The organism is Shouchella clausii (genome assembly GCF_002250115.1).
Lineage (GTDB): Bacteria > Bacillota > Bacilli > Bacillales > Bacillaceae_D > Shouchella > Shouchella clausii.
The window spans coordinates 3,519,767-3,542,793 of sequence record NZ_CP019985.1 but is presented as its reverse complement, the minus strand read 5'-3'; the positions used below and the strand labels follow the sequence as shown (position 1 = coordinate 3,542,793).

Genomic DNA, 23,027 nt, shown 5'->3' with positions numbered 1-23,027 from the left:
CCAAATATGTATGGGGCCTTCACCCCAGAGAGATGATAAACAGCCTTGTTCCGACGTATTCAAGTTTCGGAGCAAGGCTACATGGTTTTCTAGTTGCCGCTTAAGGGATTTTTCGAGCGAAAATGGGTCTCACGGCTATTTCACGGCGATCATTATGAAAGACGAGTATTCAATTTGCCGCAAAGACGCCTCACAATTTTAAAACAAAATATTCGAGTTGAATCATGTCCTCCTGCGATTACTCCCACTTAGAGCTCCCCTACCTTGTCTCATTTTAAGTCTTTTCCAAAAAGCACACATGTGATAGACAGCGTATTTAAATTAGCTGGTCTACGAATCTATTCTTCAACTTTCCAATTCCTTGAATTTCACACTCTATCACATTCCCTGCTCCAACCAGTTCTGCTCCAAGTGGGCTGCCTGTCAGAATGACGTCTCCTGGCTTCAACGTCATAATACGGGACAAATAAGCGACCATTTCACGAATGGGTACAATCATTAATTCCGTACCGCTGTTTTGCTTCTCTTCCCCATTCAAGCGCGCTTCTACTCGGACGGTATCAGGATTCAATTCCGTTTCGATAACCGGTCCCAATGGTGTAAACGTATCGAATGATTTGCCGATCATCCAATGGCCAGCTTCATGAAAATATTGCGGCGCTGTTACGTCATTGCCAATCGTATAGCCAAAAACGTAGTCCAACACGTCCGACTCGTCGATATTTTTCGCTTCCTTCCCGATCACGACGGCTAATTCAGATTCAAACTTCACCTGCTCGTTTGAGCCTGGGATCACGATCGGATCCTCAGGCCCAATGACAGAAGAAGACGGCTTAAAGAAAAATACAGGGATATCGGGCAACGTGTCTGGACGATCTTCCACTTTGGCGACATAGTTGGCGCCAATCCCAATAATGTGATTGGGCACAAGAGGAGCAAGCCATTTTACATCCTCTACTGGATACGTTTCGCCTGTAAAACGCCACTCAGCGAACAAATCGCCTTGAATGGCTTTAATTGTTTCGTGTTCAAGAACGCCTTGGCTTGTCTTTGCATTTACAGTAAATCGGACAAATTTCATCAACGTAACTCCTCTTGAATCGCTTATTTTCTCGTCATTACACTGGCTTTCGCTTTCGCTTCTTTCCGGCGCCGATGAAGAATCGGTTCTGTATAACCACTTGGTTGCTGGTAGCCTTCGAACACCAAGTCGCATGCTGCTTGGAAAGCAACAGAGTTTTCATAATCCGGCGCCATAGGAACGTATTCAGGGTCACCTGCGTTTTGCTGATCCACTACCTTGGCCATACGTTTCAACGTTTCAAGCACTTGCTCCTTCGTGCAGATGCCGTGATGGAGCCAATTCGCCATATGCTGACTGGAAATACGCAGTGTCGCACGGTCCTCCATTAGCGCGACATTGTTTATATCAGGCACCTTAGAGCAGCCAATTCCCATCTCTACCCAACGGACGACGTATCCAAGAATGCCTTGCGCATTATTATCGAGCTCTTCCTGGATTTCTTGTGGACTCCAATTTGGCGCTTTAGCTACTGGAATCTGCAATATTTCATCTCTATAGTCGATTTGCTTAGCTGCAATCTCGTGCTGAACGGCTTTCACGTTGATTTGGTGATAATGAATCGCGTGTAAAACAGCAGCCGTCGGCGAAGGCACCCAGGCTGTGTTGCCACCGGCCTGAAGTTGAGCCCCTTTTTGCTTAAGCATATCGGCCATTCGATCAGGCATGGCCCACATGCCCTTGCCAATTTGTGCTTTGCCCTTCAATCCAGCAGCGAGGCCAACCGCTACATTGGATTGCTCGTAGCCATTGAGCCAGGCGGACGATTTCATATCCTGCTTGCGAATCATTGGGCCAGCTTCCATGGACGTATGCATTTCGTCACCAGTACGGTCAAGGAATCCTGTATTGATGAAGACGACTCGTTCTTTTACGGCATGGATGCAATTTTTAAGATTAAGTGACGTGCGGCGTTCTTCATCCATCACACCAATTTTAAGGGTATTGCGAGTAAGTCCAATGATATCTTCAACACGGTTAAACAGTTCATTGGCAAATGCTACTTCTTCTGAACCGTGCATTTTTGGTTTCACAATATAAATCGATCCCTTTTGTGAGTTTCGATAAGCTCCATTGCCCAATAGGGTGTGCTTACCGATTAGACCGGTAACGATACAATCAAGGAAACCTTCTGGCACCTCTTGGCCGTCTTCATCTAGCACCGCATTCGTGGTAATTAAATGGCCAACATTGCGGACGAACAGTAACGAACGACCTGATAAAGTTAAAGAGCCGCCGTCTGGAGAAGTATACGCTCGGTCAGGATTCAATGTTCGCTTGATCGTCCGGTCCCCCTTAACGAAAGTCGACGTTAAGTCGCCTTTCATTAATCCTAGCCAGTTGGCGTATACAAGCACCTTATCTTCAGCATCAACGGCCGTCACAGAGTCCTCGCAGTCCATAATCGTCGTAATCGCTGCCTCTAGCACAATATCCTTTACGTTTGCTGGATCGGTTTGGCCAATAGGATGTGTGGCATCGATCTGAATTTCTAAGTGAAGGCCATGGTGTACGAATAACAAAGCGGATGGCGCTGCCGTCTCGCCTTGATACCCGGTAAACTGGGTACGGTCCTTCAAACCTGTTGTCGTTCCGTCGCCAAGCGTTACTGCTAGAGCACCGTCTACGATGCTGTACTGCACGGCATCCTTGTGGGAACCTCCATTCAAAGGTACCGTATCATCCAGAAATTGCTTCGCAAACGCAATCACTTTCGCTCCTCTAACTGGGTTGTACCCATTTCCTTTGTCGGTGCCCGCCTCTTCGCTAATCACATCCGTTCCATACAAAGCATCATACAGACTGCCCCAGCGAGCATTCGCCGCATTAATGGCAAAGCGTGCGTTGTTCACTGGAACCACAAGTTGAGGCCCAGCTTGAACGGCTATCTCGTCATCCACATGTTGGGTCGTGATTTGAAAGTCATCGACTTCAGGCTCCAAGTAGCCAATCTCTTCCAAAAATGCTCTATAGTCTTCAAAGCTATACGGTTTATTGGCTCTATGCCAGGCATGTATCTGGTCTTGAATACGGTCGCGCTTCGCTAATAAAGCTTTGTTAATCGGAACAAGGTCTTTGACGAGACTGGCAAGGCCAGACCAGAAATCGTTCTTCGTCACGCCGCTGTCTGGAATAACCTTTGTATTGATAAATTCATAAAGTTCCTGTGCAATCTGCAAATCGCCATTTTTTACGTAATATGTCATTCTAACATCTCCTTTATTAGGCTTGCTTCGCCGAAGCAACTTCCTTCATATTTTTTTTGACCTCTACACAACGTCCTGGGCTTGGAAACAGCTTCCCGCCATTTAGCAGATTATCTGGGTTGAACACTTCACGAATTCGTGTCTGTGCGGCAATTTCTTTCTCGTTGAAAATAAACCGCATTTCTTCCATTTTTTCAATTCCTACGCCATGCTCTCCTGTAATCGATCCGCCGACATCGGCACATGCTTTTAAGCAAGCGCTGCCCGCTTCCAACGCTTTTTCTGTCTCCCCTGGAACTCTAGCGTCAAACAGCACAAGTGGATGAAGATTGCCGTCCCCTGCGTGGAAAATGTTGGCGATCCGAAGCCCGGATTGCTCACTAATTTGATTGATTCGCTCCAGAACCTCAGGCAATTTGCTGCGGGGAATCACACCGTCCTGAACTAAATAATCAGGTGAAATAGCTCCCATCGCCCCGAAACCGGTCTTGCGATTCGCCCACCATCTGGCCCGTTCTTGCTCATTTTCGGCAACTTTTACCTCACGGACATTCCGCCGCTTGCAAATGTCGAGAATCTGATTAATTTGTTCATCGATCCCTGCCGAAATGCCATCCACTTCTATGAGCAAAAGGGCGGCAATGTCTTGGGGATGGCCAACAGGAAATGCAGCGGCTTCTACGCCTTCAATGGCGGTTTTGTCCATCATTTCAAGTGCAGCCGGGACAATTCCGGCCGATACGATATCCGATACGGCATAGCTGCCGTCTGATACTTCGTCGAAATAGGCAAGCACCGTCTGCTTGGCTTCGGGATTTTTCAGAATACGAACCGTGATTTTCGTGACGATGCCTAATGTTCCTTCAGAGCCTGTTAATAAGCCAAGCAAGTCATAACCTGGCACATCTGCTACACCTTCACAGTTGACGTTAATGATTTCGCCATTAGGAAGGACGACCTCGAGACCGAGAATATGGTTCGTGGTGACGCCATACTTTAGACAATGTGCGCCGCCTGCGTTCTCCGCCACATTGCCGCCGATCGTACAACAGTACTGACTGGAAGGGTCGGGCGCGTAGTAATAGCCCTTATCAGCAATCATGTTCGTCAATTTCAAGTTAACATAGCCCGGCTCGACAACGGCACGGCGATTTTCCAAATCAACGCTGATTAAACGCTTCATACGAACCATGCTAATAATGACTTCCCCATTGATTGGGATCGCACCGCCGCTGAGACCAGTGCCCGCACCTCTGGCAAGGAAAGGAAGATTATGTGAAGCGCAATATTTGACGATCTTTGCGACCTCTTCGGTATTTTTCGGGAAGACGACTGCCTTGGGCAAATGCTTATGAATTGTAAAGCCGTCACAATCATAAGCGATCAAGTCTTCTTTTAAATAAAGAATCGATTTTGGGCCATCTACCAGCTTCGCAAGATTGAGAATATGTGGATCGTTTGTTTTCATCTTACGGGCCACAGCCTTCACCTCCTGAATTGAATTTTATTCATCAGTCTGTTCATCGTCTTTCTTGTATGCCCAATCCAACAGTTGCACCGTATGCACGATCTTTTCGCTTCGCCCATGCTTCTGTACGCCAACTGCCATTTGCAGCATACAACCTGGGTTGCCCATTGAGATCATCTCTACGTCATCCGGCACATTCTCCATTTTCCTTTCCAAGACAGCGCCAGCCATCTCAGGATTGGTAATGTTGTAGATTCCAGCGCTGCCACAGCACCGATCAGCATTTGGCATATGGACGATCTCGACCCCTGGAATAGCGAGCAGTAGCTCGCGCGGCTCCTGCCGGATTCCTTGGCCATGCGCCAAGTGGCAAGCATCGTGGTAAGTCAAGCGTGTTTTCATTTCTGACTTCGGCTTTTCATAGCCTGTGTCGTAAAGATACTTCGATATGTCCTGTACTTTGGCAGAGAATGCTTTAGCTTTTTCATGCCACTCTGGGTCTTCGCGGAACAATTCTGGGTAATCCTTCAGCATGCAGCCACATCCAGCAGCATTGACGATAACTGTCTCTGCGTTTTCGAACGCCTCGATGTTTTGCTTGGCTAATTTTCTGCCAGTTTCCCGATCACCTGCATGCACATGCAAGGCGCCGCAGCATGTTTGCTGCTTCGGAATGGTAACACTATTTCCATTGCGCGTCAGTACATGAATCGTAGACTCGTTGATATCGCTGAACATGACGTCCATGATACAGCCAGTTAAGAAGGCGACGGTATGTTTTTCTTCGCCCTTAGCCACAATGATGTTTTCATTTTTGTATTTCTTACGAACAGGAACACTTATGCCGGGCATAATCGCTTCCATTTCAACAAGGTGCTTGGGCATAACGCGAATTAACCCTGTCGTGCGAACAAGCTTCTGCATGCCACTCTTCTGATAAACTTTTAACAACCCAACTAAAGTTTGCATCCGTTTCGGATGTGGAAACAACCCTTCAAGGAAAAATTTGCTCACTAGCCCCTTGACACCTGTTAACGGCATCGCTTGGCGAATTTGTCCTCTTGCTTCTTCGATCAAGCCGCCTACATCCACATCAGCCGGACAAGCAGTCGTGCATGCCCGGCAGTCTAAACATTGGTAGACCGGATCGATAAACGGTTCGTTCACTTCAAGCTTGCCTTCGGCTACCGACTTGATCAGGTGAACACGCCCCCGTGGCGAGTGCTGTTCTTGGCCTGTTATCTCATAGGTGGGGCATGATTCCAGGCACATGCCGCAGTGTACGCAATCAGCCCATTTATTCTCATCTGGCGCATCATTCCATAAATAATTGCTCTTGCTGTTAGGAGAACAAGGTGGATCGATGTTCAATTCGCTTTCTTTCAAACTCATGATTTAAATCCCCCCAATAAACCTTGTGTCATTTAGGACGCGCCTAGGATCGATGCTGGCTTTGATGCCCTCGAATAGGAAAAAGTACGCTGGTTTGTCTCCCCACACATTGATGCTTTGCCGCAGAAAAAACGGAATATGCTTGACAATCACATAGCCATTAAGCTTCTTTGCAGTACCACGTAATGCTTGAATGGCAGCCTCCACGTCTTCGCTAGTACCTTGTAAGACGACGTGACATAGGCCATGGCCAAAACCGCCGTGCCCATAAGCAACGAGATTGTGACGTTGCTGTATATCAACGCATTCTTCCAGCACCTGGAGAACGTCGATGTTCTTGACGCCAATTTTTAATCCAACTCTTATCTCTGTTTGCTCAGACGGCTCCCCCATTCCGTTTGAGCTTATGTTCAATAGCCGGTTCCAAAACTCTCCCGTCTCTTCATTGCGCAAAATTGAGACATCTGCCTGCATTGGCACTGCCTGTTTCACCTTATTCTCCTGGTAGATGACGGAGCTTTCTACATCCTCAAAGCTGATCGCTAGCGTCCACTGTTTACATCCAGTAAGCTGCTCCGCTAACGAAGGACTTAGTAGCTCGAAAGCGGTAGGTTCTAGCATAGAATCCAACTGCTTAACAACAAAAGAGCGCAACTCAGCCAACTGATTGTCCTGAAAAGAAACAAAAACCAGACTCTCGCATTTAGGCAAAGGCCGCAGCTTTAATGTAATTTCCGTGATCACGCCAATCGTCCCCATCGATCCAATAAATAACTTATTCATATCATAGCCGGCAACATTTTTGACGACTTTCCCGCCAGTGCGGATAACGGTTCCATCGGGGTAAACCACCTTCAACCCGAGCACGATATCCCTGGCTGAACCGTAGCCCATGCGTTTAGGTCCGCTGTCATTGGAAGCGATTACACCACCAACCGTAGATAAGTGCGGCATCGCCGGATCAAGCGATACTTGTTGTTGATGCTTTGCTAAATAGGCCTGAAGTTCATGAAAAGGTGTACCCACTTTTACAGTGACGACCATATCTCCTGGGGAGTGCTCTATGACACCAGTATATTTTGACAAAGACAAAAGCACATCATACGATTCCTTCAGTCCGCCGAACCCTCGCTTCGATCCATTGCCTTGAACGGATACCGTCTTGCCATGATCGTGGGCAAACTTGAGCAAGCCTACCACTTCTTTTTCTGAGGTTGGATATACATGGACATGTCCACCATTGCCTAACCAACTGTCAGGAGAGCCTGGTTCCACCGCTAGATCAGGAAAAGCAGATTTCAAATCAGACAACACTCCTGCAACACCTCCCGCGTACCATTCTCAACTTCTCAAAACTTAAAAATCATGGAAAACATGCTTGTCATTGGCGTTGTTATCGTTATCCATATTCACTCAACAAATGACCGTTGAATGAATATGGCCTTTCCCCTTCACAATCTTTTGTTCGTTATTTTGAACATCATTCGTCAATTAGAACTTTCCTTATACTATCACATAGAATCGAGTTTCTGTCAATTGTTAAAATGATACGAAATTATGCACCATCGGCCGCTATGGATCTTCCAACTAAACTTATAAGAAAAGGGTCCATCACTATCAATGTTTTTTCTAAACGTAAAAAACCCCCGACACTAGTAGTGTCAAGGGTTCCTCTCCTTAATAATTCTGCATGAACTGATCCCGCTCCCACGGGTGGACTTGCGTGCGGAACATATCCCATTCAATTTCTTTCGCTTCTACAAAATGTTCTAGCGCGTGTTCGCCGAGTGCTTTGACGAGCACTTCATCTTTTAGGAGGCTGTCAATCGCTTCTTTTAATGTTGATGGCAAATCTTTGATGCCTTCATCCAGGCGTTCTTCTTTGCTCATGATATAAATGTTGCGGTCCGTTGCTTCAGGCGGGTTGATTTTCTTTTTAATGCCGTCAAGGCCTGAAGCGAGCATTACTGCCATCGCTAAATATGGGTTCGCCGATGGGTCCGGGCTTCTTACTTCAATCCGCGTTGATACCCCTCGTGACGATGGAATGCGGACAAGAGGCGAGCGGTTCCGCATCGACCACGCGATGTACACGGGCGCTTCGTAGCCTGGCACCAACCGTTTATAAGAATTGACAATTGGATTGGTAATCGCAGTAAAGCCTTCTGCATGCTTAAGGATGCCGCCTAAAAACTGCATCGCTGTTTTGCTAAGCTGGCTTTCTGTATTTTTGTCGTAAAAGGCGTTGCCCTCTTGGTTGAATAGCGACATGTTCAAATGCATGCCTGAACCGTTGACGCCAAACAGGGGCTTTGGCATGAATGTCGCATGCAAGCCGTGCTTACGGGCAATGGTTTTGACAACGAGCTTAAACGTTTGGATGTTGTCGCATGTGGAGACAGCGTCCGCATATTTAAAATCGATTTCGTGTTGGCCTGGGGCGACTTCGTGGTGGGATGCCTCAATTTCGAAGCCCATATCTTCCAGCTCCAGCACGATATCGCGGCGACAGTTTTCACCTAGGTCTGTCGGCGCTAAGTCAAAATAGCCGCCGCGGTCGTTTAGTTCAAGTGTCGGCTCGCCTTTCTCGTCATTTTTAAAGAGGAAAAACTCTGGCTCTGGTCCAATGTTGAAATCGGTAAAGCCAAGTTCCTGTGCTTCCTTAAGGACACGTTTTAAAATGCCCCGTGGGTCCCCTTCAAACGGCTTTGGCTCCTCTCCTGGCTTTCCCGGTTGGTAAATGTCGCAAATCAAACGGGCGACTTTCCCTTTTTCCGGCGTCCATGGGAAAACGACCCATGTATCTAAATCAGGGTACAAATACATATCCGATTCTTCAATGCGGACAAACCCTTCAATTGATGAACCATCAAACATCATTTTGTTGTCAAGCGCTTTAGATAGCTGATCGACTGGAATTTCAACGTTTTTGATCGTTCCGAGCAAGTCGGTAAACTGGAGGCGGATAAAGCGGACATTGTTATCTTGAGCTTGGCGGACAATATCTTCTTTTGTATACTTTGGCATGCGTGGTTTTTCTCCTCTCGTTTTTCATCTATGTAGAAAGGGGGATACCCCCTGTTCCCAAGCCATTCATCCACTCGTTCTTGAAAGGCTCGCCAAACAACGTAAGGCCCATTGGCTAGTCGGCTTCGTTGTTTCCTTGCCTCTTTCGCGTCTATCTTTTTTAGTATCGTACTAAAGGCTTATTTTGAAGTCAAGCATTGCCTGGCGCCTTTACCCGATTTTGCGAAGTTACATCAGAATTTGCTCTCTTTATTGCCTGATGGGCTCTGTTCGTCTTTTTCCCGATCTTTTTCAGTCATAAACGTTTTTTCACAAGCAGCACTGACCGCTAGCTTCACATGTTCATACGTGAGCCCCCCTTGGATGTAGGCGGCATACGGGGGACGCAGTGGGCCATCGGCCGATAGCTCAATGCTTGCCCCTTGGACAAACGTGCCAGCCGCCATAATGACGTCATCGGCGTAGCCTGGCATATAGCTTGGTTGTGGCTTTACATGAGCGTTGACTGGCGATGCTTGTTGGATCGCTTGGCAAAATGCCACCATTTGTTCGCCCGTTTTGAAATGGACAGCTTGAATTAAATCAGTGCGCCGCTCTTGGGAGCTAGGTCTCGTTTCTAAACCGAGTTCTTCCAGCAAAGCAGCTGTAAAAACAGCGCCTTTTACACTTTGGGCGACAACATGGGGGGCAAGAAAAAAGCCTTGGTACATGTCTAAAAGTGTCCCTAACGTGGCTCCCCCTTCCGCCCCTATCCCTGGCGCCGCCAAGCGATAGGAAGCGAGCTCAATTGCTTGAGTTTGACCAACCAAGTAGCCGCCTGTTTTCGCCAGCCCGCCACCTGGATTCTTGATGAGCGAACCGGCAATGATGTCAGCACCAATGTGGCACGGTTCTTTTGTTTCAACAAACTCACCATAGCAATTATCGACAAATACGAGCACTTCTTGTTTAATCGATTTGACAAATGCGATCACATCAGCAAGTTCATCGATATGGAACGAAGGTCGATCGCCGTAACCTTTAGATCGTTGAATACCAATTACTTTTGTTTTTTCAGTGATCGCCTCTTTGATCGCCTGCTTGTCCATGCGCCCTTCTCTTAGTGGCACCATGTTGTAAGAAATGCCGTAATCACGAAGGGAGCCAGAGCCATGTCCGCGAATGCCGACAATTTCTTCAAGCGTATCATAAGGTTTTCCTGATATATAAAGCAGTTCATCGCCTGGACGCAACAAGCCAAATAGAGCAATCGCGATTGCATGGGTGCCTGAGACAATTTGGTGCCTGACAAGAGCAGCTTCCCCCCCGAAGACATCAGCATAAATGGCTTCTAGCGTGTCTCTGCCCAAATCGTCGTAACCGTAACCGGTGGTAGGGCTAAAGTGAAAATCAGCAACTTGATGGCGGGCAAAGCTATCCATTACCCGTTTTTGGTTGATTAAAGCAATCCGATCAATTTCTTGATGATGAGCCGCGATCCGTTTTTCAGCTCGGATGATTTTTTCTTGTATTTCTTCGTTAAATAAAAACTCTGTCACGATTTGTTCTCTCCTACTCTGCTGTCTCCTTTCTAGCTTACCATGTGATAAGCTAGAAAGGAAACGGAAAACGAACCACCGTAAAATAGACACACGGGTAGTGTTACATAAAGCGTTTATGTTTAAACTGGAAATCTTCTTTTTTCAGCAGCTCCATCGCTGTTTTTGTATAATCGTTTTGTTTTAAAATCCGTACCGCTTGCTGGCGGATTGCCTCTTCGACCATATTGCGAATGTAGCGCCCATTGCTAAATGTTCTTTCCTGTTCAGACGCGACTTTGCGAATATGCTCACGGCATTCTTGCAAAGCCTCCTCCGACAGCATGTAATCTCGTTCTTTTGCCATCCCGATTAACATTTCCATCAACTCGTCAACGTTATAATTAGGAAACGTAATTGAAATCGGAAACCTTGAAGGCAAGCCAGGGTTTAATGACAGAAAGTAATCCATTTCTTTTGAATAGCCGGCGATAATAAGCACGAAGTCATTGGCGTTGTTTTCCATCCCCTTCACCAACGTATCGATCGCTTCCTTGCCGAAGTCTTTTTCCCCACCTCGTGACAACGAATAGGCTTCATCAATAAAAAGCACGCCACCGCTTGCCTGCTTCAGCACTTCCCGCGTCTTTTGCGCCGTATGGCCAATGTATTCGCCAACTAAATCAGCACGCTCCATTTCCAATAAGTGGCCCTTTGAGAGCACGTTCATTTCGTGTAAAAAAGAAGCAACAATGCGAGCAACTGTCGTTTTCCCTGTCCCTGGATTGCCTTTAAAAATCATATGGAGCACTTGCTTTGTTGCTTTAAGCCCGCGCTCTTTGCGGCGTTCATTCACATAAATCCATGCATAGAGCTCTTGGATTAACGCTTTAATTTCATCCAAGCCGATATACGCTGACAGCTTCTGCTCAAACTTCGTCAGCACTTCATGCTTTTCTTTTTCTTCTGGAGAGACAAACCAGTCTGTGCTCGCTCGTTTTACAGGAACTTTATTTAATACCACATTGATTCTAGCGCTGTTTTTCGTTTCAAGCGGATTGCTCACCGCATCTTCCCCCCTTCAGCAGCCTGCCTCAGGCGGCTCTTGCTTTGTTGCTACTATACGCAAAAAGGATTAAAAACGTGACAAATGCCCATCCGCTGAAAAGACGTTCCCCTTTTACTATATGGAGCAATTGTTCGAGCAAGTACTTCGCTTTGCAAAGCCAATGACTTATTATCTGTTCGTGACGGAGTTAAAGGGATTTGGTACAATTTTCTTGAAAGGGGTGCTTTGTATGGATGGGATTCAATGGGTAGAGCGCTTCACATGTGCTCTTGCTGACAAGGGACGGCGGCCGTCAACCGTTAGGCGTTACCGCTATGATTTGCTTGACTTTTTCAAGTGGCTCGGCGATAAAGACTTCCATTCTATGGAGCAAACGGATGCAGAACGTTACTTTTATGAATTGATTGAGGAGCGTTCCTACCAAACACGGACAATCCGCCGCGTCGCTTCCGTGCTCAGGCAATTCACCGCCTTTTTAATGGCAGAAAAACGGCTGGCGAGTCATCCACTCCTCACCTATGACCCGCCCCCTTTAGAAACTGAACCGCTTCAACCTCACGAATGGGTCAATGCGAAGGAGATCGCTGCGATCTTGCGTTCAAGTCAATCAGAAGAAGGGTTGACGGACAATCAGCTGCTTGCAAGGCCGCAACTGACGAAACGAAATTTTGCGTTGTTTTTGCTTCTTGCCCACTATGGCCTCACATTGCAAGAACTTTGCGACCTGCAGATGAATGACGTCAATTTTGTAAAAGGCACGTTGCTCATTCGAAGAGACAGCGGCCACGACCGTCAGCTTGCACTTTGCCCTAAAAATGCCAAGCAGTTGCATGCTTATTGGACGCTTATCCCTGAACCGGTACGGCCACGTTTACACACGGATGATCCATTGTTTGTCGCTTTTGATTTTACAAGGCGTACATACCATTGGTCCTATGAAAACGACGCGCCTAAAGCGTTGACAGAAATTGCCTTGCAAAAAATGATCCGCACAGAAGTGGCGCGGGCTGGCTTGCGCAAAGGCATTTCCGCCCAGCATTTTCGTCATTCATTTCTGCTCAAGTTAATGCTTGCAGGGGAACAGTGGACAACGATCCAGCAAAAAGCAGGGCTAAAAAGCATGCTTTCCTTGCGGCGCTATGCTTTAACAGTCAAAAAAATGAACGTTGCTAGAAGACAAGAGCTTCTTCCTACAGCTACAGAAACTGGGACAGACTCCCATCTAAGCAGCTCATAGCAAGCTGGCTTTATAAGAGCCTTTTTAGACAAATAGAAAACGGGATGAAAATGGATTGTTTTCATCCCGTCCTTGGAAAGAACCGTTTTTATCGTTGCTATGCAAAAAGCGGTTATACTTCCGCTTCAGACTGTAGAAAAACGCTCGCATACGTCGTCGTTTGCCTCACTCATATGCTCATGAACCCACGTTCTATTCGCATCTTCCCTCGCCTGCACTCCTCGTCTGACAAGCGTTTTCTATCAGTCTGATTGCGGTTATCGACTTTGTCGACAACCTCAAGCGTTATACTTCCGCTTCGTTTTTCAATTGAACATTTTTTTGCGGGGCAAATGTGGAAATCGCGTGCTTGTAAACAAGCTGTTGGCGGCCTTCTGTTTCTACAATGACTGTAAAGTTATCAAATCCCTTTACTTGCCCACGCAATTGAAATCCATTTAATAAAAAAACCGTTACCGGAATGGATTCTTTGCGCAATTGGTTTAAAAACTGATCTTGGATATTTACTGTTGCTTTCATGTTGGCTGACTCCTCTCTCTACATCGTTCCTTTACTGATTCGCCTTAAGCAAACCCTTTTCCTGCTAAAAATGCGTGGACATAATCAAAAATTTTTGCTTTGGCCTCTGGCTCCTCCAAATTAAACCAGACAGCATCGCTCCTGTTTTTAAACCAAGTCAGCTGCCTTTTGGCATAGCGGCGTGAATTGGTTTTCAGAGCTTCAATTGCTTCGTCATAGGTGCATTTCCCATCAAAATAAGCATATAGTTCCTTGTAGCCAATCGCCTGAATGGCCTGGCCTTGGATTCCCCGTTGATAAAGGTGGTGAACTTCTTCCAACAAGCCCGCCTCCATCATCGCATCAACGCGGCGGTTGATCCGCTCATACAACGCCTGTCTTTCCATTTCTAAGCCAATGAGAACATTGTCAAAACGAGGCCGCGCAAGGCCGTTCTCTTGTTCGGAAAACGGTTTTCCCGTAAGATGGATCACCTCTAAAGCACGAATAACACGGCGAACATTATTGGCGTGGATCGCTTCTGCTGCTTTTGGGTCTGCTATTGCTAGCTTCTCGTGGAGTGCAGCGTTGCCGAAACGATTGGCATACAATTCCATTTCTTCCCTGAATGAGGGGTCCGATGACGCAGCGCCAAAAGACAATTCATGGGTAAGCGCTTGGACGTAAAGACCTGTACCACCGACTAATAGGGGCCATTTGCCACGGCTGCGAATCGAAGCAATCGCCAAAAGTGCTTTTTCCTGAAACATGGAAACCGTCCATGTGTCGCCTGGCTCAAGGATATCAATTAAATGATGGGGAATACCAGCCATTTCTTCGACTGTCGCTTTTGCCGTGCCAATATCCATTGTCCGGTACACTTGCATCGAATCGCCGCTTATAATTTCTGCGCCAAACGTTTTCGCAAGTTCAATGCCAAGAGCCGTTTTTCCTACAGCGGTTGGGCCGACAATCGCGATAAGCGGTTCTTGCGTCATAGGCATCCTCCTTTCCATCCTAATCCATGCTAGATTTCAATTACGCCGTATTGGAAAGTAGCATGTTGCCTTCTGTTTACGGTAAAACCAAAACGGGCAAATTGCTCGCTTTGCCAGTGGCCTTTTAACACGACAGCACGCCTTGCAACCCGTTTAGCTTCGTCAAGAACAGATTTTGTCAACGTCTCGGAACAGGCAAAATGGCGCAGTCCTTCGAGTCCAGGCGAAGCGACTTTCGTCTCAAACATTGGGTCAAAATAAACAACATCAACGGATTTGTCTTTCAAATGCTGGAAATAGGCAGCGCTGCCCGTGTTCACAACGTTTACTCGCCGTAATGCCTGCAAAAACATTTCATCCCCTTCCTGCCACTCTTTTAAGCCGGTTGCGACGATATGAGCAATTGACTTGCTCGCTTCAAGCCCCGTTACTGTTCCTGTTCTGCCGACAGCAAGAGCAGCCATTACCGCATCTGCACCCATGCCAAGTGTAGCATCAAGGACTTCATCGCCCGTGCTCAAGGCGGCAGCGTCGATTAAAGGATCCGTTCCTGTTTTCTTCCACTGTTTGTAACGGATAAACGACGCATTTGGATGATAAAAAAACGGGACTGCCTCCTTATATTTGTAAAGCGTTTGCCGTTCTTTTCCGACAATGCATACATCTTCGCCGTAAGCGGCAAAGAGTGCTTCAAGAGAACGGTCTTGACGCTCCACAAAACGAGCACCAAGTTTAGCAGCACATAAAGCCGCTTTTTCTTTTAAAGCATTGGCCTGTTTTCTTGCGGTCGTAACGATCACGTTTTTTTGTCTCTCCTCTACATGACGCGCTTAAACATTTTCTCCAGTTCATACGTTGAAAAGTGGATCACAACCGGGCGGCCATGAGGGCATGTATACGGCTCTTGACAACGGCGCAGCGTTTCCAGAAGTTGAAACATTTCATCCGTGCGCAAATGGCGATTGGCTTTAATCGCCGCTTTGCAGCTCATCATAATCGCCGCTTCCTCGCGCAATTCGCCAATGCTAATCCGCTTATTGTCCAAAAGTTGCTCAACCATTTCTCGTATCGTCGATTCTTCATCGCCTTGAGGAAACCAAGTCGGATGGGAACGAACAACAAATGTATTTTTCCCAAATTCTTCTAAAAATACGCCGACCGCTTCAAGTTTTTCTTTCGATTCAGTGACAACAAGCGTTTCCCTCGTTGTCAGCTCAAGTGTAATCGGCACAAGCAATTCTTGTGTCTGTCCTAATGGTTCAGCTAATTTTTGGTGGAAATGCTCATATTTAATCCGTTCTTGTGCCGCATGTTGATCAATTAAGTACATGCCTTGTTCATTTTGGGCAACAATGTACGTTCCGTGCATCTGGCCGACTGGATACAAAGGCGGCATCGCCCCCTTTGCCTCTGCATCGTTGCCTAAAGGCGGTTCTGGCTCGACTAGAGCAGCCTCCTCTTCCATTGGAAGGGACTCGTCTGTTCTTCTATCCGGCTGCTCATATCCATCCTCTGTGTTGGTTTCCACTTGTTCATTTCGAGGAAGCATACTGGCATCGCTGCTTCTTTCTTGTTCGACTTCCTCCTCTTGCTGATATGATGGCGACCAACTGTTGCCCATGCTTGTGCTTTCCTCTTTGCGATTAACTTGGTCGTCGGCAGCAAGCTGGCGCTGGCGTGGCTGTTGCATCGTCTCGCGCACATGCTCCTTTTCTGGTTGCAACTCGTACGCTAAAGAGAAAGAGAGCTGTTCGCTTTTTGTTTTAGCTGTGTTTTCTTTTTTCGGCTCAGGTATGAGCGTTTGTTCACTTAACGCCTTTTTAATGCTTTCGGCAATCATTTCGCTAAGTGCTTCTTCCTTGCTCAAGCGTACTTCCAGCTTAGCCGGATGGACATTGACATCAATTAGCGTCGGGTCCATTTCCAACTTAAGAACAGCGATCGGAAAGCGGCCAATCGGCAGCTTTGTGTGAAAGCCTTGTTGGATCGCTTTTGCCAACTTAAAGTTGCGGATGTAGCGCCCATTTATGAAAATCGACATATACTGCCTGTTTGCTCGTGTCAACTCAGGCTTAGCGATATAGCCGCTTAGCTCATAATCCAACGATGAACCCGTAATAGGGACCATTTTTTCTGCTGTTTTGCGGCCATAGACTTGGGCAATGACTTGGCGCAAGTCGCCGTTCCCTGCTGTTTTCAGCACGGTTTTGCCGTCGCTAACATAGTGAAAACGAATGTGCGGGTATGCCAACGCCATACGGTTCATGACTTCGCTCACATGCCCCGCCTCCGTTAAAACCGTCTTTAAATATTTTAGGCGTGCCGGCGTATTGTAAAACAAATCAGTGACGACGATGGTTGTGCCTTTGCGTGCTTCAGAGGGCTGCTTATGGACGATCTTGCCCCCCTCAAGCTCGACTTGCATGCCTGCACTTCCTGTGCTCGTTTGCATGTTTACACGGGAAACAGAGGCGATGCTTGGCAGCGCTTCGCCGCGAAAACCGAGCGTGCGAATCGTAAACAAATCGCGGTCCGTTTTGATTTTTGAGGTCGCGTGACGAGAAAAAGCCAATTCTAATTCATTCGGCTCAATGCCTGTCCCATTGTCAACAATGCGAATGGACGAAAGGCCGCCTTCTTCAATTTCAACTAGAATCTGGCTGCTGTTTGCATCAATCGCATTTTCGACAAGCTCTTTGACGATAGAAGCAGGACGTTCAACGACTTCGCCAGCGGCGATTTTATTAGAAAGCGCATCGTCAAGCTGTTGAATAACGGCCATCGTCTCCACCCCTTTTTTCGTTTATTACTTATTTAGCTGCTTTTGCCACTCATTGATTTTTTCAAGTGCTTGCATCGGTGTCAAGTGCAACACATCGACTTCAGCCATTTTCGCTAGTACCGAACGCTCTTTTTTTGTTAGCTGTTTTGGCTTTGTTTCATCATCAGCTGGAAATAGCGAGAGCTGCTGCGGTTCTTCGACCGTTGCTGCTGTTTCCGTTTTTGCGCTATCGATTTGTTGCTCTTCCGAAGCACTTGTCGGTCTTTGCGGAAGATGCTCCAACTCAGTCAAAAGCGCCTCTGCCCTCGTTGTCACCTGCTTTGGCAAACCGGCCAGTTCTGCGACATAAACGCCGTAGCTGCGGTCTGCAGCGCCTTCAATCACTTGATGGAGAAACACCACTGTCCCCTTTTCCTCTACAGCCGATACATGGACATTGCGTAACGTATGAAGGGAATCAGCCAACCGCGTCAATTCGTGGTAATGGGTCGAAAAAAGGGTTTTAGCGCCAATGGTTTCATAAATGTATTCAATGATCGCCTGTGCGAGCGCCATCCCGTCATACGTCGACGTACCACGGCCAATCTCATCAAGCAAAATGAGGCTGTGTGGTGTTGCTTTCACAAGCGCGTCTTTTGTCTCCAGCATTTCTACCATAAATGTGCTCTGTCCGCTCGCAAGGTCGTCAGCGGCACCAATGCGCGTAAAAATTTGGTCGAATAAAGGCAGCGTTGCTTCTGCAGCAGGCACATAGCTGCCGATTTGCGCCATGACGACAGTTAAAGCAAGCTGGCGCATATAGGTGCTTTTCCCGCCCATATTCGGCCCCGTAATTAACAACATATCCCTGTCGCCCGTTAAATCAATGTCATTTTCTACATAACTGCCTCGTTTAATGACCGTTTCTACGACAGGATGGCGCCCACCTTTGATGGCGACATCGCGACTTTCAGTGATGGTTGGCTTCGTGTAGCCGTTTTGTTCAGCAACAGAGGCAAAACCAGCGAGCACATCCATTTCGCTAATATCGGCGGCAAGCTTTTGTAAACTAGCAACATAGGCTTCCACTTGTTTACGGATATCAGCAAATAAACGGTATTCAAGATCGGCGAGCTTTTCATCGGCTTCCAATATGAGTGCTTCTTTTTCCTTTAGTTCTGGCGTTATGTAACGTTCGGCATTGGTAAGCGTCTGCTTGCGTTCATAGCGGCCGTCTGGCAGCATATGGGCATTGGCTCTTGTTACCTCAATGTAGTAACCAAATACACGGTTGTAGCCTACTTTTAATGAGCGTATGCCCGTTGCCTCACGTTCAGACTGCTCAAGTTCAGCAATCCACTGTTTGCCATTGCGGCTTGCATCCCGGTAAGCATCCAGTTCTTCGTTATAACCATCTACAATAAGACCACCCTCCGTTAATGAGAGCGGGGGATCATCGACAAGGCTTTTCTCCAACATGGCCACCAAATCAGCAAACTGCTCAGACTGCTTTAACCAACGCCCATCAAGGCCGACTTGTTCCACCGTTGACGCGATCTCCGGAATGTTTTGCAGCGAGCGCTTTAATTGTACAAGCTCCCGAGCATTGACGCTGCCGTAAGCAATACGGGCTGCTAACCGTTCAATGTCGTAAACATGGCGGAGACAATCGCGCAATTGCTCCCGTTCAAAAAAATGTTCCAGAAACGCTTCTACCACTGCCTGTCTGCCTACGATCGCTTTCCTGTCCACTAAAGGCCGTTCAATCCATTGGCGCAAAAGCCTTCCGCCCATTGCTGTTACTGTTTGGTCAATCACAGCAAGGAGTGAGCCACTTTTCTTTTTATCCCGCAACGTTTGCACTAATTCCAAATTCCGTTTTGCGTGGACGTCCATTTTTAAGTAAGAGTCAGCCGGATGGAAAACAACTTGTTGCAAATGGCGCAAGCTTTGCTTCTGTGTCGCTAGTAAATAATGGAGCATGCGCCCGTAAGCTCGTTTCAGCAACGGCTGTTGAATATGGTCGATAAGCCGTTCATATTCTTTAGGCACGTCCTCTTGTTCCTCATAGGACACAACAAAACCTTGCTGTCCGCCAAGCTTTGCTTTCAGCTCTTCTGCGAGTCCTGCCGGCGCAATCGCTTCTTTAACGCCACTTGCTGCAATTTCTTGGAGAAGCTCTCCGCTCCCTCCTCTGATCAATGTTACATCGCTTTCGCCTGTAGAAAGGTCGCAACGGGCGATGCCCCACGCGTCCTCCCCTTCGTTGGCAAAGGCAAGCAAATAGTTGTTTTCTTTTTCTGCTAACAACTTGCTATTCATTAGCGTACCTGGTGTCAATACTTTTGTTACTTCACGCTTCACAACGCCTTTTGCTGTTTTTGGGTCTTCCACTTGCTCACAAATGGCAATTTTATACCCTTTATCTATTAGGCGGGCTATATACGAATCAGCCGAGTGGTACGGTACACCGCACATTGGAATTCGGTCTTCGCCTTGGCCGCGGCCCGTTAACGTAATTTCTAATTCTTGGGCAGCTTTAATGGCATCTTCATTGAACATTTCATAAAAGTCGCCTAACCGGAAAAATAAAAAGGCGTCCTGGTACTTTGCTTTAATTTGCAAGTACTGTTTCATCATTGGGGTATGCATTTGTGCCATAAATTGCCTCCGATATGTTGAAAATCTAATCGCTATTATACCATAGGAAGACAGTTGATTTCCTTGATTTTAACGGAAAAAAACCGGCTCTCCAAAAAGCGAGCCGGCTTTTCCTATCGGTCGATTTCTTCTTGTAAGAAGTTTGGATCGATTTGTTCAAACTCTTCGTCGCGAATTTCGCCAGTAAGTGAGTCAATCGGATATTCTTCAATAAGCCCTTGTGGATTGACCGCTACTGCCACTTTCGTTTCACCAATGCATTCAACAATAAATTCCCGTTCGACTTGGACATCAACGCTGCGGCCGTCCTCAGAAATGACTGCTTCCAGCGTATTCGGCTGTTGCACAGACTTCGCATAAACTTCCAATTCTTCGGAAATCACATTGTCATCTTTCATTGTTAATGGCACGAGGTCGGTATAAGAAACCGTTTGAGTTGCAACGTCCGTTTTCGTGTTATTGGTATACGAAAACCATACATTAATGTCATAGCTGCCATTGACTTCGACTGTATCCCCACGCTTTTTCGCACTATACGTGTGGTTAATAATCCAGCAGCCGAGTATGCTTGACGGTGGCTCTGGTGGACGGATATGATGTGTCGCTTCTGAAAATTTGCGCCCTTTGCCGCAGACAGCTTTCGTAATAATCTCGCGATAACTCGTTTCATTTTTTGAGTCAGCCATCGTGTACCTCCCATTTTTCATTTTGCCTATTGCAAGAGACAATCGCCTTGTTTTTTACATTGCCCACATCCGCTGATCATGTTGTGCAACGCCCCTACGCCTAGACGTCTCTATACCAAGCTATGAATCACTGACCCTGTTTAGACCTATAAAACAAAAACACGGCATTGCTGCCGTGTTCAGATTGCAGACAAACGCTCTCATACGTCGTCGTTTGCCTCACTCATATACTCATGAACCCCGTTTTATTCGCATCTTCCCTTAACCGCACTCCTCGTTTGACAAGCGTTTTCTTTCAGTCTGAGTGCAATACAACAAGCGTATTAACAGTGATGAAAGGGGTTTTTCGTCGTCGTTCCTCGCATGACATCGCCATCCATGGAACGGATAATTTCATCCGTAACGGTTTTAGACACTGTGTTCGTGATTAATTGCAACAATTCGTTGACTTCGACTTGACTCCGTTTAAATTCTTGCACGAGAGGAATCTCATCAATTTGATCATGCAATTCATCAATTTTCGCTTCCACTTCTTTTAACGCTTCTGTCTTCCCGTAATGCTTCAAATTCACTGCTTCTTTTTGGTAGCGTTTGATTTCGGCAATCATTTCCTGGACGCGAAGATGTTCATTGATTTTCTTTTCTGCGCGCTTGAAAAAATCAACTTCCTCTGTTTGTGCGAGCATATTTGCCAGTTCTTTTGCTTTGTCTTTGATTTCCTGTCTCGTATACAATTTTGTCATTGAGCTTTCACCTCAGGCGCTGAAACGATTTCTCCGTCTAATGACCATGTTTTCGCTTCTGTTATTTTCACATAGACAATCTCGCCAATTGCTGATTTCGGTCCGACGAAATTAACAAGCCGGTTTGTCCGAGTGCGTCCAGCAAGAACATCTTCATTTTTCTTGCTTTCTCCTTCTACGAGCACTTCAACAATTTTGTCCTGATAATCCAAGTTGCGCTTGTTGGAAATGTCGTTAACAAGGGCATTTAAGCGGGCCAAGCGTTCTTTTTTCACAGACATAGGGACGTTGTCTTCCATTCGAGCTGCCGGTGTGCCTTCACGAGGCGAATAAATATACGTATACGCTGCATCAAATTGGATTTCTTCCACGAGAGAAAGCATGTCCTGAAATTGTTCCTCCGTCTCATTCGGGAAGCCAACAATTAAGTCAGTTGTAAAGGAAGCATTCGGAATCGCTTGTTTAATCTTATTCGCCAGCGTAATGTATTGCTCACGCGTATATTTGCGGCCCATCAGTTTAAGAATATCAGAATTTCCGTGCTGAACTGGCAAATGGATATGTTCAACAAGGTTTCCGCCTTGGGCAAGCACTTCAATTAAATGGTCGTCAAAATCACGAGGGTGGCTTGTCGTAAACCGGACGCGCGGAATATCAATTTTATGGATTTCGTTCATCAAGTCGCCAAGTCGATAAGAGCCAGGCAAATCTTTGCCATAGGCATTCACATTTTGGCCAAGCAACGTAATTTCTTTGTAGCCTTGGCGTGCCAAATCACGCACTTCGGCTATAATGTCTTCAGGCAAGCGGCTACGCTCTTTGCCTCGCGTATATGGGACAATGCAGTATGTGCAAAACTTATCACAGCCATACATAATGTTTACCCATGCTTGTGTTTTGTTTTTACGAGAGCGTGGCATGTTTTCAACAATATCGCCTTCTTTGGACCACACTTCGATGACCATTTCTTTTCCAAAAATCGCATCCCGTAATAAATGAGGCAACCGATGAATGTTGTGTGTCCCGAAAATCAAATCAATATGCTGGTGCTTTTCCATAATTTTGCCAACTACTGATTCTTCTTGGGACATACAACCACATACGCCAATAATCAGTTCAGGCTTTTCCAACTTAAGCGGCTTCAAGTTGCCGATCTCGCCAAACACTTTGTTTTCCGCGTTTTCCCGGATGGCGCATGTGTTTAGTAGAATGACATCAGCCTCTTCTGTTTCGGTTGTTTCCTCAAAGCCCATTCCGAGCAAAAGACCTGACATGTTTTCAGAATCATGGACATTCATTTGGCAGCCGTATGTCCGAATTAAAAATTTCTTCCCTGCGCCAAGATTGGCAACATCTTCGGGGATCAAATTTTCGGGACGAAGCACTTGCACGTCTTCGCGTTTTCTCTTTCGCCCTGCCCGATAATTCGGCTGATCGTATATAGTAATTTCCCGGCCTTTTATTTTAATGATTTTTTTCTCGTCGTCTTCAGAAACAACGCGCGCATCGCTAAAATCAAAATACTTGCTGTAATCTTTCGTCTTGTTTTGATCACTCATTGTAAAATCCCCTTCCATGCAAACAAAACGTTCCTCCCATATTATACGTGTCTCATCCTTAGAAAACAATGGAACAGAGCCGATTCGCGGCAATCTTATTTGAAAGCAATGCTAGCGCTAGCC

At 46.6% G+C, this 23,027-nt stretch carries 17 protein-coding genes; 1 reads left to right on the top strand and 16 read right to left on the bottom strand.

Annotation, left to right across the window (positions count from 1 at the left end):
- Positions 1 to 316 precede the first annotated feature (316 nt).
- The 8 genes from BC8716_RS17225 to spoVK form a co-directional block, all read right to left on the bottom strand.
- Entirely contained in the window at positions 317 to 1,081 is a 765-nt protein-coding gene (locus BC8716_RS17225; protein WP_094427700.1) for a fumarylacetoacetate hydrolase family protein, read from the bottom strand.
- A 23-nt stretch (positions 1,082 to 1,104) separates the two neighbouring features.
- Positions 1,105 to 3,288 carry a malate synthase G gene (locus BC8716_RS17220; RefSeq protein WP_094427698.1) on the bottom strand — a complete coding sequence of 728 codons (2,184 nt, stop codon included), beginning with the start codon at positions 3,286 to 3,288 and terminating at the stop codon, positions 1,105 to 1,107.
- 16 nt (positions 3,289 to 3,304) lie between these two features.
- Entirely contained in the window at positions 3,305 to 4,756 is a 1,452-nt protein-coding gene (locus tag BC8716_RS17215; protein ID WP_094429284.1) for an FAD-binding oxidoreductase, read from the bottom strand.
- 36 nt (positions 4,757 to 4,792) lie between these two features.
- Positions 4,793 to 6,148 carry a (Fe-S)-binding protein gene (locus tag BC8716_RS17210; protein WP_094427696.1) on the bottom strand — a complete coding sequence of 452 codons (1,356 nt, stop codon included), beginning with the start codon at positions 6,146 to 6,148 and terminating at the stop codon, positions 4,793 to 4,795.
- A gap of 3 nt (positions 6,149 to 6,151) precedes the next feature.
- On the bottom strand, positions 6,152 to 7,459 hold the full coding sequence (locus BC8716_RS17205) for an FAD-binding oxidoreductase (protein ID WP_094429283.1): 1,308 nt from the start codon (positions 7,457 to 7,459) through the stop codon (positions 6,152 to 6,154).
- A gap of 366 nt (positions 7,460 to 7,825) precedes the next feature.
- A complete protein-coding gene (gene glnA, locus BC8716_RS17200; protein ID WP_094427694.1) occupies positions 7,826 to 9,175 on the bottom strand; it encodes a type I glutamate--ammonia ligase in 1,350 nt (449 codons plus the stop codon).
- Between the two features lie 233 nt (positions 9,176 to 9,408).
- Positions 9,409 to 10,716, bottom strand: coding sequence for a methionine gamma-lyase family protein (locus BC8716_RS17195; RefSeq protein WP_406550694.1), 1,308 nt, complete (start codon positions 10,714 to 10,716; stop codon positions 9,409 to 9,411).
- A 100-nt stretch (positions 10,717 to 10,816) separates the two neighbouring features.
- Positions 10,817 to 11,758 carry a stage V sporulation protein K gene (gene spoVK / locus BC8716_RS17190; protein WP_094427690.1) on the bottom strand — a complete coding sequence of 314 codons (942 nt, stop codon included), beginning with the start codon at positions 11,756 to 11,758 and terminating at the stop codon, positions 10,817 to 10,819.
- A gap of 232 nt (positions 11,759 to 11,990) precedes the next feature.
- Here spoVK and BC8716_RS17185 point away from each other — a divergent pair, with 232 nt between their 5' ends.
- Positions 11,991 to 12,998, top strand: a complete 1,008-nt coding sequence (locus BC8716_RS17185) for a tyrosine-type recombinase/integrase (protein WP_169715961.1) — start codon at positions 11,991 to 11,993, stop codon at positions 12,996 to 12,998.
- Positions 12,999 to 13,283: 285 nt separating this feature from the next.
- Here the strand turns inward: BC8716_RS17185 and hfq are convergent, their stop codons facing one another.
- From hfq to miaB, 8 genes are all read right to left on the bottom strand, one after another.
- On the bottom strand, positions 13,284 to 13,517 hold the full coding sequence (gene hfq / locus BC8716_RS17180) for an RNA chaperone Hfq (protein WP_011247026.1): 234 nt from the start codon (positions 13,515 to 13,517) through the stop codon (positions 13,284 to 13,286).
- 44 nt (positions 13,518 to 13,561) lie between these two features.
- Positions 13,562 to 14,500, bottom strand: coding sequence for a tRNA (adenosine(37)-N6)-dimethylallyltransferase MiaA (gene miaA, locus BC8716_RS17175; RefSeq protein WP_406550693.1), 939 nt, complete (start codon positions 14,498 to 14,500; stop codon positions 13,562 to 13,564).
- A gap of 23 nt (positions 14,501 to 14,523) precedes the next feature.
- Positions 14,524 to 15,294 (bottom strand): class I SAM-dependent methyltransferase, encoded by a 771-nt coding sequence (locus BC8716_RS17170; RefSeq protein ID WP_094427684.1) that lies wholly within the window; start codon positions 15,292 to 15,294, stop codon positions 14,524 to 14,526.
- Between the two features lie 17 nt (positions 15,295 to 15,311).
- A complete protein-coding gene (gene mutL / locus BC8716_RS17165) occupies positions 15,312 to 17,276 on the bottom strand; it encodes a DNA mismatch repair endonuclease MutL (protein ID WP_094427682.1) in 1,965 nt (654 codons plus the stop codon).
- Positions 17,277 to 17,300: 24 nt separating this feature from the next.
- Positions 17,301 to 19,916 (bottom strand): DNA mismatch repair protein MutS, encoded by a 2,616-nt coding sequence (mutS, locus tag BC8716_RS17160; protein ID WP_094427680.1) that lies wholly within the window; start codon positions 19,914 to 19,916, stop codon positions 17,301 to 17,303.
- Positions 19,917 to 20,029: 113 nt separating this feature from the next.
- Positions 20,030 to 20,602: an outer spore coat protein CotE gene (locus BC8716_RS17155; protein WP_011247031.1), complete on the bottom strand. Its 573-nt coding sequence runs from the start codon at positions 20,600 to 20,602 to the stop codon at positions 20,030 to 20,032.
- Positions 20,603 to 20,925: 323 nt separating this feature from the next.
- Positions 20,926 to 21,345 carry a YlbF/YmcA family competence regulator gene (locus tag BC8716_RS17150; protein WP_094427678.1) on the bottom strand — a complete coding sequence of 140 codons (420 nt, stop codon included), beginning with the start codon at positions 21,343 to 21,345 and terminating at the stop codon, positions 20,926 to 20,928.
- The gene (gene miaB, locus BC8716_RS17145; protein WP_094429282.1) at positions 21,342 to 22,904 is read right to left on the bottom strand and encodes a tRNA (N6-isopentenyl adenosine(37)-C2)-methylthiotransferase MiaB; all 1,563 of its coding nucleotides are present in this window, start codon (positions 22,902 to 22,904) and stop codon (positions 21,342 to 21,344) included. The genes BC8716_RS17150 and miaB overlap by 4 nt, the downstream gene beginning before the upstream one ends.
- Positions 22,905 to 23,027 lie beyond the last annotated feature (123 nt).